We start from the raw sequence: 11,891 nt of genomic DNA, 5'->3' as shown, positions 1-11,891 counted from the left end.
TGCCGATGGACGGCTGTCAGCGAATCGTGGTGGCTAACCCTTGGACTTGAGCATGTAGCCGAAACCGCGCTTCGTCTGGATCAGCGGCTCGCTGGAGTGCAGGTCAAGTTTGCGGCGGAGGTACGAGATGTAGCTCTCGACGATTCCGGCGTCACCGTTGAAGTCGTACTCCCACACGTGATCGAGGATCTGTGCCTTGGAGAGCACCCGGTTGGGGTTGAGCATGAGGTAGCGCAGCAGCTTGAACTCGGTCGGGGACAACTCGATCGGCTCGTCGCCGACCAGCACCTCGTGGGTGTCCTGATCCATCGTGAGCTCGCCGGTGCGGATGATGGCGTCCTCCTCGGCGTGCATGGTGCGGCGGAGGATCGCCTTGATGCGCGCGACGATCTCGTCGAGGCTGAAGGGCTTGGTGACGTAGTCGTCGCCACCGACGGTGAGGCCGGTGATCTTGTCTTCGGTGTCATCCTTGGCCGTCAGGAAGAGGATTGGGGCCGTGTAACCGGCCGAACGGAGGCGCTTGGTCACGCCGAATCCGTTCATGTCAGGCAGCATGACGTCGAGGATGATCAGGTCGGGCTCCTCCTCCAGCACCGCGGAGATCGCCTGGGCGCCGTTCCCGACGGCGCGCACGGCGAAGCCGGCGAAACGCAGGCTGGTGGTGAGGAGGTCCCTGATGTTGGGCTCGTCGTCAACAATGAGAATGCGAGGTCCATCGGTCATGACCCCAGTATCTGCGCGTTAGCTGAAACTTAGCTGAATGTCTAGTGGGCGGGTTTCGCGCCCGGCTCGACGGCGGCGGACCGCGGGATGGCGGGGATCGCGCGCACGCAGCATTCGCCGGCATCCGGATCGGCCACGATCACGTGCGCGTCGTCGCCCGCGCCCTCCGCGACGCCGCAGAGCAGCTCGAAGTTGAGTGCGCAGACGACCGCCGTGTTCCGCTCGGCGAGGCGGTGGAATGGGCAGTTGCCGAGCACGATGCCGTCCCCGTCGCTGCGCGGCTCGAAGCCGCTCCGTTCGAGTGTGGATGCCAGGTCGCCGGCCTGCGCGCCGAGCGCGCGCCCGGTGCGCGCCGCGACGCGGGCGAGGGTCTCCAGCACGGGCTCGCCGCTCGCGCCGGATTCGCCGATCGCCTCCGCCATGAGCTCACCGGCAAGGTCGTAGTGCCTGGCCGGCAAGCTGACGCTCAGCTCGCCGGGCGCCCGCCGATAGAGCTTGGCCGGTCGGCCGGACCCCGGACCGGTCTTGCCGCTGATCCGACGGAACTCGACGCTGAGCAGTCCGGCGTCGGCGAGCCGGTCGAGATGGAAGGCCGTCGTGCTGCGGCTGAGGCCGAGTGCGGTCGCAGCGGCATCCCGCCCGAGCGGCTCCGCGCTGTCTGTGATCAGCTGGTAGAGCGCGCGCCGAGCCGGATCGTCCAGCGCCGCGATGGCACCGATGTCCTGCGGCAGTGGGCGGCGGGTTGACGTCATGGGGCCATTCTAAAACAAATCAATCTTGACGCAAGAAGTTTTCGGTTCTACTGTCGAAAGCACGAGCAGCAGAACCAGCTCCGCCGCGAGAAAGGCACGCCATGTCCTCACAGATCGCCCAGCTCGGTGAAGAATCCGCGGCGCATACCGCTCACTCGCTCCAGCAACGGAGTGCAGTGCACGCGGTGCCGTCACGGGAGCCGGATCGCGCGCTCGCGATCGAGGCAGTGGCCGATCTCCTCCGGGCGTTGGGGCGCGACCCCGAGAGCCCGCACCTGGCCGACACCCCGCGTCGAGTCGCCGACGCCTTCATCGAGATGCTGACGCCGCGTGAGTTCGAGGCGACGAGTTTCGCCAACGACGAGAACTACCGCGAGCTGGTCCTCGTGCGCGATATCCCGTTCAGTTCACTCTGTGAGCACCACCTGCTGCCGTTCCAGGGTGTGGCGCACATCGGCTACCTGCCCGGCGAGCGCATCATCGGACTGTCGAAGCTGGCCCGCGTACTCGACTACTTCTCCCGCGAGCTCCAGGTGCAGGAACGGCTGACCCAGCAGGTCGCCGATTGGTTGCACGCCGAGTTGGGCGCCCGCGGTGTCGGGGTCGTGCTCGAGGCCGAACACCAGTGCATGTCGGCCCGCGGGGCGCGGGTCGTCGGAACGCGTACGAGCACGAGCGCGTGGCACGGCGAGCTCCGCGGCGATCGCGAGGCGCGGAGCGAGTTCCTCGCCGCCTGTGGCCGCCAGATCGGTGCCGCGGGATCATGAACGTCTCCCATCACGTGATCATCGGTGGTGGTCTCGCCGCCGCCCGCGCCGCAGAGGGCATGCGCGCGGCAGGCTTCGGCGGCGCGGTGACCATCGTCGCGGGCGAGCCGGAGTACCCGTACATCCGGCCGCCGCTCTCAAAGGAGTACCTGTCCGGCTCGGCGGAGCGCGGAAGCATCTTCGTGCACGACGACGACTGGTACGCCGAACACGACGTCCGCGTGCTCCGCGGGCAGGCGGTCGCGGCCATCGACCTCGACGACCACCGCCTCCTCCTCGACGGCGGCGACGAGTTGCGCTACGACAAATTGTTGATCGCGACAGGCGCCCGCTCGCGACGATTCCCGGGGCCTGGCGCCGAGCTGGGCGGCGTGCACCACCTCCGCTCGGTCGGCGAGTCCGAGTCACTCGCCCAGGCGCTCGCGCCGGGCGGCAGGCGCGTCGTCATCATCGGTTCCGGATGGATCGGGCTCGAGGTAGCCTCGGCGGCACGGGGCTACGGCAACACCGTCACGGTGCTCGGCCGAGAGTCCGTTCCGCTGGAGAACGTGCTCGGACGCGAGATCGGTGCCGTCTTCGACGCCCTGCACCGGAGCAATGGCGTCGACCTCCGCAACGCCACAGGCGTCGATGGCATCGAGGGCGGCGTCGGCGAGCGAGCGGGTGAGGTGACCGGCGTGCGCCTGAGCAGCGGAGAACTGGTGCCGGCGGATGTCGTCGTTGTCGGCATCGGCGCGCTGCCGAACCTCGAGCTCGCGGAGGCGGCCGGGCTCGCTCTCGACAACGGCATCCTCGTCGACGACGGCTTCCGTAGCTCGCACCCGGACGTGTACGCCGTCGGCGACGTCGCGAACGTCTTCCACCCGGTGCTCGCCAGCCATCTCAGAGTCGAACACTGGGCGGTGGCGAAAGACGCCGGCTTCGCGGCCGGGGAGTCGATGGCCGGGCGCCGGACCTCCTATGACCGGATCCCCTACTTCTACACCGACCAGTTCGACCTCGGCATGGAGTATTCCGGCTACGGCATATTGGCGGCCGATGCGGAACTCGTGGTGCGGGGGAGCCTGGCGGAGCGGAAGTTCATCGCCTTCTGGCTGCGCGGGCACCGTGTGGTGGCCGGCATGAACGTCAATCAGTGGGACGTGAACGAGGCCGTGCAGGCACTGATCAGGAGTGTGGCGCCGGTGGATGCCGCCCGGCTGGCCGATTCGGACGTTCCGCTGGATTCGTTGCTCGGCGGTGTCGAACGATGAGGGGGAACGCGGCCGCGAACGCGACCGTGGCCGGCGTGCGGCAGAATCGGGTCATGGACTCCGTCTCGAGCTTTCCGCAACCGCTGCTGCGGCATCCGATGCGCCGAATCGGCGCCCGCGAGTTCGACTTCTCGCGCCAGGTCGCCGTCATGGCGGTGGTGAACCGCACGCCGGACTCCTTCTACGATCGGGGCGCCACGTTCGCGCTCGAGCACGCCGTGCAGGCCTCGCTCGCCGCGGTCGCCGCCGGCGCGGACTGGGTCGACATCGGCGGGGTGCCGTTCGCGCCAGGCCCGGAGCTGCCCGTCGCCGAGGAGTGCGACCGCGTCTTGCCGGTCGTGCGCGCCGTGCGCGCGGCATCCGACTGTGTGATCTCGGTCGACACCTTCCAGCCGGAGGTCGCCCGCCGCGGCATCGAGGCGGGCGCGACGGTGATCAACGACACGACGGGCCTGTTCCACCCCGAGCTCGCGAACGTCGTCGCCGACAGTGAGGCGACGCTGGTCATCACGCACAGCCTCGCCAGCCCGCGCACGCAATACCCCCACCCGCGCTACAACGATGTCGTCGTCGAGATCAGTGACTACCTGCTGCGCCGCGTCGAGTTGGCGATGGCGCGCGGGGTGCCGGAGCAGCGCATCGTCGTCGATCCCGGCCACGACCTCAACAAGAACACGCTGCACACGCTCGAGATCACGCGCCGGCTCGGCGAGCTCACCGCGTTGGGGCACCCGACCCTCGTGGCGGTGTCGAACAAGGACTTCATCGGTGAGACGCTCGACGCCCCGCGGGAGGCCAGGCTCGAGGGCTCGCTCGCGGCCATGGTCGCGTGCATCCTCGCCGGTGCGCGCATCGTGCGCATGCACAACGTGGCAGAGAGCGTCGCGGCCGTGCGGATGACGGAGGCGATCCTCGGCCTGCGGCAGCCGGCCTTCCTGAAGCACAACATGGGGGAGTCCAACAGCCATGACTGACACCACGATCCACGCGGATGCCGTCCCGAGCGACGCCGAGCTCCTCGCCGCCTACGCGCTTCCCGACCGGGCGGCCCCACGGCTGCGAGCGAATTTCGTGAGCAGCGTGGACGGCGCGGTCACGCTCGACGGGAGGAGCGGTGGACTCGGTTCCCCGGAGGATCAACGCCTCATGACGGTGCTCCGCACCCTTGCCGATGTGATCGTCGTCGGGGCCGGCACCGTGCGAGCGGAGGGCTACGGCGGGCTGAGGCTGCCGGCGGACAAGGTGGAGTTGCGACGAGGCATGGGTCTCAGCGATCAGCCGCCCGTGGCGGTGGTGTCATCATCGCTCGACCTCGATCCGACTCATCCGTTCTTCAGGACGGCACTCGTGCGCCCCATCGTGTTGACCCACGAGGACGCCCCGGTCGCTCGGCGCGCGGCGCTCGCGGCGGTGGCCGACGTGATCGACTGCGGTGCGTCAGCCGTCGGGCCGGCCCGGCTCATGCTGGCGCTCGCGGAGCGGGGGATGCCGCAGGTGCTCTGCGAGGGCGGACCGCACCTCTTCGGCGAACTGCTCGCCGCCGATCTCGTCGACGAACTGTGCCTGAGCCTCAGCCCGGTGCTGGTCGCCGGCGGCGCGGGGCGGATCGCGCAGGGCGCGCCGGAAGCGGCGCGGCCCATGCGCCTCGTCCACGCGCTGCCGGCCGGCGACATGCTTCTGCTGCGTTACGCCCGCGTCCGCTGAGGTCCGTTGAGAGCGGTCAAATGGCCGCTTTTCGCCCCCGAAAGCGGCCATTTGGCCGCTCTCATGGGAATCGGGGCCTAGGCGGCGAGCTCGTCGAGGGCGTGCGCGTCGAGGATGGTGTAGCTGTAGCCCTGCTCCGCGAGGAAGCGCTGACGGTTCTGGGCGAAGTCCTGGTCGACGGTGTCGCGGGCGACGAGGGAGTAGAAGCTCGCCGTGAGTCCGGACTCCTTCGGCCGCAGCAGGCGGCCGAGGCGCTGCGCCTCCTCCTGGCGTGAGCCGAACGATCCGGAGACCTGAATCGCCACGGTCGCCTCGGGCAGATCGACCGAGAAGTTGGCCACCTTCGATACCACGAGCACCTCGATGGAGCCCTCGCGGAAGGCCTGGAACAGCGTCTCCCGCTCGTCGACGGGCGTCGAGCCGGTGATCTTCGGCGCGTTCAACGCATCGGAAAGCTCGTCGATCTGGTCGAGGTACTGCCCGATCACGAGGATCCGCTCGCCAGGGTGCCGCGCCACCAACTGCTTGACGACACCGAGTTTCGCCGGTGCAGTCGCCGCCAGCCGGTAGCGCTCGTCGTCGGCCGCTGCGGCGTAGCTCAGCCGTTCGTGCTGCGGCAGGTCGATGCGGACCTCGTAGCAATTCGCCGGCGAGATGAAGCCCTGCGCCTCGATCTCCTTCCACGGGGCGTCGAAGCGCTTCGGCCCGATCAGCGAGAAGACGTCGCTCTCGCGGCCGTCTTCGCGCACGAGCGTCGCGGTCAGCCCGAGGCGGCGCCGCGCCTGCAGCTCCGCGGTGAGCTTGAACACCGGAGCAGGCAGCAGGTGCACCTCGTCGTACACGACGAGTCCCCAGTCCATCGCATCAAGCAGCGCGAGGTGTGCGTACTCACCCTTTCGCTTCGCCGTGAGGATCTGGTACGTCGCGATCGTGACGGGCTTGACCTCTTTGACCTGCCCGGAGTACTCGCCGATCTCCTCCGCGGTGAGCGAGGTGCGCCGCAACAGCTCGTCGCGCCACTGCCTCGCGCTGACGGTGTTCGTGACGAGGATCAGTGTGTTCGTCTTCGCGGTCGCCATCGCACCGGCGCCGACGAGCGTCTTGCCCGCACCGCACGGCAGCACGACGACGCCGGAGCCGCCGGCGAAGAAGTTATCGACGGCCTTCTGCTGGTAGTCGCGCAGCGCCCAGCCATTCTCGGCGAGGTCGATCGGGTGCGGCGTCCCCGGCGTGTAGCCGGCGAGGTCCTCTGCCGGCCAACCCAGCTTGACCAGCTCCTGTTTGAGCGCGCCGCGCGCCCACGGCTCGACCATGTAGCTGTCGGGGCTCGGGCGCCCGATCAGCAGCGGCGCGATGCGCTTGGCGTTCGCGACCTCGGTGAGCACGGCGACGTCGGTGGAGCGCAGCACGAGCTCGCCGTCGGCGTCGCGCTCGATCACGAGGCGGCCGTAGCGGCCGACCGTCTCGACGATGTCGATCGACACTGTCTGCGGAACGGGGAACTTGGAGTAGCGCTCGAGCGTGGCGAGCATGTCGGAGGCGTCGTGCCCGGCCGCACGCGCGTTCCACAGCCCGAGCCTGGTGATGCGGTAGCTGTGGATGTGCTCAGGGGCACGCTCCAACTCGGCGAACACCGCCAGATCGTGCCGCGCATCTTCGGCGAGCGGGTGCGCGACCTCGAGCAGCACGGTGCGGTCACTTTGAACGATCAGGGGGCCATCCGACATAACCGCCGAGTCTACGCGGATCGCCTGAGAACGGATGCCGCCCGATCTCAGGCGGTGGTGACGGCGGCGATGCTGGAGAGCGGAAGCGTGCGCTCGATGTCGGCGCGCCGGTCGCGCGCCCGCAGCCGGCCGTTGGCGACGCTCGCCGGTTCGAGCAGGTAGTCCGAGATCTCGCCGCCCGGCATCCGCACGCTCACCAGCAGCGTGTGCTTGGAGCGGATCGCGAGATCGATCTGTCGCGCGAGCCAGGCCTGGCCGGTCGGTTCGGTGTCGGCATCCGAGTCGCGCAGCGTCGCAACGAGCGCCGGGAGCGGGTCGACGGCGGGCGGTGCCTCTGCGTGGGCGACCCGGCGGCGCGCCAGGTGCACGAGTTCTCCGTCCGCGTCGTGCGCCGCGACCGGATAGCGCGCATCGCTGAGCGCCCAGAACAACACATCGGGCGTGAATCGGCTGAGCAGCCTGTTCGGGCCGCTCTGCTGGAGCCCGAGCTGGGAGAGCGCGTGATCGACGGCCACCGTGTGGATGAGCGCGGGGTCGTCCGAGTGGATCGCGCCCTGGAAGTGCCCGTCGTCTGTGGCCGGCCCGACACGCAGCCTGCCGTAGCGGGCGGCCGACTCGGTGACGAGGTAGTGCAGGGGCTGGGGCACACCGCTCAACGAGATCGAGGAGAGGAAGGCGAGGATCTCCTCTGCGCTCTCACCGGCGCCCAGCGCGCGGTTCACGGATGCAGTGGTGATCCGGTAGCTCGATGCGAACTCGCGACTCTCGACATCCGCCATCGTGCGCAACCGCGCATCGATGGGGGGAGTGAGCGGCCCGGGCGCGACGGCGGTGAGGTCGTGTTGCAGGTAGACCGTCGAGACCTCCGGCGGCAGCAGCTCGCTCACCGCGGCCTCTGCGGCTTCTGCGCCGTGCTCAAGCAGAGCGCTTCCCGCTGCGCTGGGCACCCCGCCCGCCGTGATCCCGAGAAGCTCGGCCTCTGTTGTGCGGTCGGCGATGCGTTGCTGCAGCGAATCACCGGCTGCAGGGAAGATCCAGCTCACATCGCGGGTGAGGAACTGGCCCCACGGCCGCTCGGCCCTGGCCGCGAGCAGCACCCGAACGTCGGGTGCGAGACCGAGATGCCACGCCGCAGCCAGGGTGCGCCAGCGCTGGGCTGTGCCGCCAAGCAGCCAGCCCTCCGCTGCCTCACTGTGCTGCCAGAGCGCGCCCTCGCGTTCGACCAGCCCGGCACGTTCGGCGAGCCCGAGGTAGCGCGGAACCTCCTCGAAGGCGATCGCCGCGTCGTGGGCGAGGCGCTTCGCATCGGGCAGGGAGAGCCCGCCGCGGGCGAGTTCGCGGGCCGAATCGCTGATCAGCGAGGTGACGAGTTCGGCGACGACGGAGGTCGTGCCGAATGCGCGTTCTGCGGCGAGACGGTTCACGGCGTCTCCGAGCCCGGCCGCACCGGGCGATGAGACCCGGTCGGGCTCGTCGTCCTCGCCCGCGTGCGGGGAGGGGGCGGCGAGTTCTGCGCTGCTCGGGAGGCCTTCGCTCGGCCATGCGCGCATCAGTTCACTCACCGCCGTGAACGGTGCGAAGCATGCCTCGCTGCCGGAACCGTCGCCGTTGCCTTGGCTGCCGGCGCTCAGGGTCCCGAGCAACAACTCGTCGAGACGTTCGGCCCTGGCGCGCACGACCGTGGCGTCGATGGACTCGTGCCCGAGTTCGGAGATGCGGGCCGTGATCGCGGCGGTGTCTGGTGCGGTACCTGTTTCGGCGAGGAGGTCTCCGGCGACGGCCAGCACGGCGAGCCTGGTGCGGTCGAGGGTGGCGAGTGCGGCCCGAACGGAGTCGGGGGCCAGGAGCGCTTCGGCGAGGTCGAAGTAGTCGCGGACGCCGGCGAGCGGGAACTCGCGCTGCGCCAACGCCGCCGTCAACTGCTCATCGGTGAGTGCGCGAAGTCGTGCGGCGAGGGCGAGCATGGCCGCTACTGCTTGTCTGTGCGGGCCGCACGGCTGCGGCGCCTGCTCGAGATGATCATGAGCGCGATGATCAGGAGGAAGCCGAGCGGCAACCCGATCATCGGGAAGGTGAAGACGAAGGGCCAGATGCCCTGGCTGAATCCGTCGTTGGCTCCGACGCCCGCGACGGTTCCGATCAGAACGACGATGAAGGCAAGGATCGACGCTCCGATCACCCCGGCCACCATATAGGCGAAGACGCGCTCGAGGCGCTGGGATGTTTCGGGCTGCTGAAGGCTCACATTCTCTAGGATACGGGGCGATGGCCGCAGTAACCCAATAAGCTAGTAACGGACGACGCCGCAATTCGGCGTGCCCGCGTATTCACTCAGTGAGGTTCACATATGCCTACCGGCAAGGTCAAGTTCTACGACGACGAGAAGGGCTTCGGCTTCATCAGCTCCGATGATGGCCAAGAGGTCTTCTTGCACGCCTCGGCGCTGCCGGCCGGAACCACGGTCAAGCCGGGCATGCGACTGGAGTTCGGCATCGCCGACGGCAAGCGCGGCGCCCAGGCGCTCTCGGTGCGCGTGCTCGACGCCCCGCCGAGCATGGTCAAGCTCACGCGCCGCCCGGCCGACGACATGGCGATCCTCATCGAGGACCTCGTCAAGCTGCTCGACGGCATCGGAGCCGGCCTCAAGCGCGGCCGCTACCCCGAGAGCTCGCACAGCCACAAGATCGCCGCGATGCTCCGCCGTGTCGCAGACGAGCTCGATGCCTGACATGACCGCTGAACAGGACGCGACGGACGCCGCCAGCGAGGCCGCCCCGGAGCTGAACGACGCCGCTCTGCCGGCCCCGCCCGCCGCACCGCCGGTCGCCGACGAGGTGCTGCTCGCCGCCGTCGACATGGCCAGGGCCGCGCTGCTCGACTTCACGCCCGCCGAGACGATCGGCCGGGTGATCGGTCACGTCGCGGAAGAGGACCACGTGCTCTCCCTGATGTTCGAGTCCCGTCTGAGCGGCTACCCGGGCTGGCACTGGACCGTGACTCTCTCGCGCATCAGCGACGAGGCCAAGCCGACGGTGCTCGAGTCCGAGCTCATGCCGGGCGAGAACGCGCTCCTTGCGCCCGAATGGGTGCCGTGGTCGGAGCGCCTCGCCGACTATCAGGCCGCGCAGCTCCTGCACGATGCGGAGCAGCACGACGACGAGCACGACGAGCATGACGACGACGATGAGCACGACGACGAGTCGGATGACGAGCACGACGACGAGGCGGATGACGACTTCGACGACGACTTCGCCGGCGAGGTGCAGCAGAAGGCGCACTCCGGAGACATCGACGGGCTCGACATCGACCACCTCGCTGAGGAACTCGCCACCGACTCGGACGACGACAGCGCCGACGACGACGATGATGACGACGACGACGACGACGATGACGACGATGATGACGACGACACCGACGACGACACCGACGACGACGCCGACGATGACGACGAGAACGATGACGACGAGAACGACGACGCAGCTCGCGCCTAAGCGAGCAGCGCGGCCGTAACGGCCCTCGACGACGCAATCATGGCCCTGAAACCACCGGTTTCAGGGCCATGACTGCGTTCTGGGGCAGGTGCGGTCTCAGCGACGGCGGCGCTGCACCACGACGAGACCGATGAGGCCGAGGACCGCGCCGAAGAGCGCGCAGCCCAGCCACCAGGCGAAGCCGGCGGCATCCAATTGCGGCAGGAACAACGCGCACAGCACCGCCGCGATCACCCACAGCGCGGTTCCGGCGAGAACCGCCTTGCGGGCATCGGTGCGGACGGGCAGCGGATCAGGCCGCCGCTCGCTGTCTTTCAACCAGAATCGCATCAGGCCCCCCGTTCCGGTGGATCAGCCGAGCTCGCCGACCACGTACTCGATCGAGGCGACCAGAGCGCGCACGTCATCGGGTTCGATTGCCGTGAAGGTGGCCACGCGCAGCTGGTTGCGACCGAGCTTGCGGTAAGGCTCGGTGTCGACGATGCCGTTGGCGCGCAGTGCCTTGGCCACGGCCGACGCATCGATCGCGTCGTCGAAGTCGATCGTGACGACAACGGGGGAGCGGTGGGCGGCATCCGTGACGAAGGGGGTCGCGTAGTCGACTCGCTCCGCCCAGTCGTAGAGCACACCGGAAGACTCGGCCGTGCGGGCGCCGGACCAGCTCAGGCCGCCGTTCTCGTTGATCCAGTCCACCTGGTTCTCCAGCAGCAGCAGCGTGGAGAGGGCAGGGGTGTTCAGCGTCTGGTTGAGCCGCGAGTTGTCGACGGCGTTCTTCAGGCTGAGGAACTCGGGGATGTAGCGGCCGCTGGCGGCGACGCGCTCGACGCGCTCGATCGCTGCGGGGGAGAACAGTGCGAACCAGAGGCCGCCGTCCGAGGCGAAGTTCTTCTGCGGCGCGAAGTAGTAGATGTCGGTCTCGCTGAGCTCGAAGTCGATGCCTCCTGCTGCGCTCGTCGCGTCGATCACCGTGAGGGCACCGGCATCGCCGTCCACGCGGGTCACGGGAGCGGCGGCACCGGTCGAGGTCTCGTTGTGCGGCCAGGCGTAGACGTCGACGCCGGCAACGGCCTCAGCGGTGGCGACGGAGCCGGCATCCGCCTTGCGCACATCGGGTGCCTCGAGCCACGGGGCACCTGCGGCGGTGGCGAACTTGGAACCGAACTCCCCGAAGCTCAGGTTCTGGCTGCGGCGTTCGATGAGGCCGAAGGATGCCGCGTCCCAGAACGCGGTCGAGCCGCCGTTGCCGAGCACGACCTCGTAGCCCTCCGGAGCGCGGAAGAGCTCACTGAGTCCTGCACGCACACGGCCGACCATGTCCTTGACCGGGGCCTGGCGGTGCGAGGTGCCGAGGATGGCGGAGCCGGCACCGGCGAGGTAGTCGAGCTGTTCGCGACGGACCTTGGACGGACCGCATCCGAATCGACCATCGGCGGGCAGGAGGGCGGCGGGAATCGTAATCTGCGGCATGAGAAGA

General features: G+C 68.9%; 13 protein-coding genes. 6 read left to right on the top strand and 7 right to left on the bottom strand.

What is annotated here, in order from left to right:
- Nucleotides 1-33: 33 nt before the first annotated feature.
- Together ASC66_RS07485 and ASC66_RS07480 are read right to left on the bottom strand one after the other, a co-directional pair.
- On the bottom strand, nucleotides 34-723 hold the full coding sequence (locus ASC66_RS07485) for a response regulator transcription factor (protein WP_055837142.1): 690 nt from the start codon (nucleotides 721-723) through the stop codon (nucleotides 34-36).
- Between the two features lie 41 nt (nucleotides 724-764).
- Nucleotides 765-1,475 carry a helix-turn-helix transcriptional regulator gene (locus tag ASC66_RS07480; RefSeq protein ID WP_055837139.1) on the bottom strand — a complete coding sequence of 237 codons (711 nt, stop codon included), beginning with the start codon at nucleotides 1,473-1,475 and terminating at the stop codon, nucleotides 765-767.
- 101 nt (nucleotides 1,476-1,576) lie between these two features.
- Between ASC66_RS07480 and folE the strand changes: the two genes are divergently transcribed.
- Genes folE through ASC66_RS07460 form a run of 4 tightly spaced genes read left to right on the top strand, consistent with a single transcriptional unit; the run spans nucleotide 1,577 to nucleotide 5,199 of the window.
- Nucleotides 1,577-2,242 (top strand): GTP cyclohydrolase I, encoded by a 666-nt coding sequence (folE, locus tag ASC66_RS07475; protein WP_055837126.1) that lies wholly within the window; start codon nucleotides 1,577-1,579, stop codon nucleotides 2,240-2,242.
- On the top strand, nucleotides 2,239-3,495 hold the full coding sequence (locus ASC66_RS07470; protein ID WP_055837121.1) for an NAD(P)/FAD-dependent oxidoreductase: 1,257 nt from the start codon (nucleotides 2,239-2,241) through the stop codon (nucleotides 3,493-3,495). Before folE ends, ASC66_RS07470 begins: the two co-directional genes overlap by 4 nt.
- 53 nt (nucleotides 3,496-3,548) lie before the next feature.
- Nucleotides 3,549-4,469, top strand: coding sequence for a dihydropteroate synthase (gene folP / locus ASC66_RS07465; protein ID WP_055838363.1), 921 nt, complete (start codon nucleotides 3,549-3,551; stop codon nucleotides 4,467-4,469).
- The gene (locus ASC66_RS07460) at nucleotides 4,462-5,199 is read left to right on the top strand and encodes a pyrimidine reductase family protein (protein ID WP_055837118.1); all 738 of its coding nucleotides are present in this window, start codon (nucleotides 4,462-4,464) and stop codon (nucleotides 5,197-5,199) included. The genes folP and ASC66_RS07460 overlap by 8 nt, the downstream gene beginning before the upstream one ends.
- A 77-nt stretch (nucleotides 5,200-5,276) precedes the next feature.
- Here the strand turns inward: ASC66_RS07460 and ASC66_RS07455 are convergent, their stop codons facing one another.
- The 3 genes from ASC66_RS07455 to ASC66_RS07445 are packed head-to-tail and all read right to left on the bottom strand — an operon-like array spanning nucleotide 5,277 to nucleotide 9,171.
- The gene (locus ASC66_RS07455; protein WP_055837112.1) at nucleotides 5,277-6,926 is read right to left on the bottom strand and encodes a DNA repair helicase XPB; all 1,650 of its coding nucleotides are present in this window, start codon (nucleotides 6,924-6,926) and stop codon (nucleotides 5,277-5,279) included.
- A gap of 47 nt (nucleotides 6,927-6,973) precedes the next feature.
- Nucleotides 6,974-8,890, bottom strand: coding sequence for a helicase-associated domain-containing protein (locus ASC66_RS07450; protein WP_055837109.1), 1,917 nt, complete (start codon nucleotides 8,888-8,890; stop codon nucleotides 6,974-6,976).
- A 5-nt stretch (nucleotides 8,891-8,895) separates the two neighbouring features.
- A complete protein-coding gene (locus ASC66_RS07445; protein ID WP_055837106.1) occupies nucleotides 8,896-9,171 on the bottom strand; it encodes a hypothetical protein in 276 nt (91 codons plus the stop codon).
- Between the two features lie 102 nt (nucleotides 9,172-9,273).
- Here ASC66_RS07445 and ASC66_RS07440 point away from each other — a divergent pair, with 102 nt between their 5' ends.
- Nucleotides 9,274-9,654: a cold-shock protein gene (locus tag ASC66_RS07440; protein WP_055837102.1), complete on the top strand. Its 381-nt coding sequence runs from the start codon at nucleotides 9,274-9,276 to the stop codon at nucleotides 9,652-9,654.
- Between the two features lies 1 nt (nucleotide 9,655).
- Nucleotides 9,656-10,417, top strand: a complete 762-nt coding sequence (locus tag ASC66_RS07435; protein ID WP_353612519.1) for a DUF3027 domain-containing protein — start codon at nucleotides 9,656-9,658, stop codon at nucleotides 10,415-10,417.
- 96 nt (nucleotides 10,418-10,513) lie between these two features.
- On the opposite strand, the gene ASC66_RS07430 is transcribed toward ASC66_RS07435, so the two are convergent.
- Nucleotides 10,514-10,735 carry a DUF2530 domain-containing protein gene (locus tag ASC66_RS07430; protein ID WP_235496764.1) on the bottom strand — a complete coding sequence of 74 codons (222 nt, stop codon included), beginning with the start codon at nucleotides 10,733-10,735 and terminating at the stop codon, nucleotides 10,514-10,516.
- Between the two features lie 33 nt (nucleotides 10,736-10,768).
- Entirely contained in the window at nucleotides 10,769-11,884 is a 1,116-nt protein-coding gene (gene serC, locus ASC66_RS07425; protein WP_055837096.1) for a phosphoserine transaminase, read from the bottom strand.
- Between the last annotated feature and the right edge of the window lie 7 nt (nucleotides 11,885-11,891).

Origin of the sequence: Leifsonia sp. Root4, assembly GCF_001425085.1 — a bacterium.
GTDB lineage: Bacteria > Actinomycetota > Actinomycetes > Actinomycetales > Microbacteriaceae > Microterricola.
The sequence above is the reverse complement of the archived record's forward strand: the minus strand, read 5'-3'. Positions and strand labels throughout refer to the sequence as shown.

Coding starts and splice junctions, on each gene's coding strand:
- ASC66_RS07485 (WP_055837142.1), bottom strand. CDS start 723: ATGACCGATGGACCTCGCATTCTCATTGTTGACGACGAGCCCAACATC.
- ASC66_RS07480 (WP_055837139.1), bottom strand. CDS start 1,475: ATGACGTCAACCCGCCGCCCACTGCCGCAGGACATCGGTGCCATCGCG.
- folE (WP_055837126.1), top strand. CDS start 1,577: ATGTCCTCACAGATCGCCCAGCTCGGTGAAGAATCCGCGGCGCATACC.
- ASC66_RS07470 (WP_055837121.1), top strand. CDS start 2,239: ATGAACGTCTCCCATCACGTGATCATCGGTGGTGGTCTCGCCGCCGCC.
- folP (WP_055838363.1), top strand. CDS start 3,549: ATGGACTCCGTCTCGAGCTTTCCGCAACCGCTGCTGCGGCATCCGATG.
- ASC66_RS07460 (WP_055837118.1), top strand. CDS start 4,462: ATGACTGACACCACGATCCACGCGGATGCCGTCCCGAGCGACGCCGAG.
- ASC66_RS07455 (WP_055837112.1), bottom strand. CDS start 6,926: ATGTCGGATGGCCCCCTGATCGTTCAAAGTGACCGCACCGTGCTGCTC.
- ASC66_RS07450 (WP_055837109.1), bottom strand. CDS start 8,890: ATGCTCGCCCTCGCCGCACGACTTCGCGCACTCACCGATGAGCAGTTG.
- ASC66_RS07440 (WP_055837102.1), top strand. CDS start 9,274: ATGCCTACCGGCAAGGTCAAGTTCTACGACGACGAGAAGGGCTTCGGC.
- ASC66_RS07435 (WP_353612519.1), top strand. CDS start 9,656: ATGACCGCTGAACAGGACGCGACGGACGCCGCCAGCGAGGCCGCCCCG.
- serC (WP_055837096.1), bottom strand. CDS start 11,884: ATGCCGCAGATTACGATTCCCGCCGCCCTCCTGCCCGCCGATGGTCGA.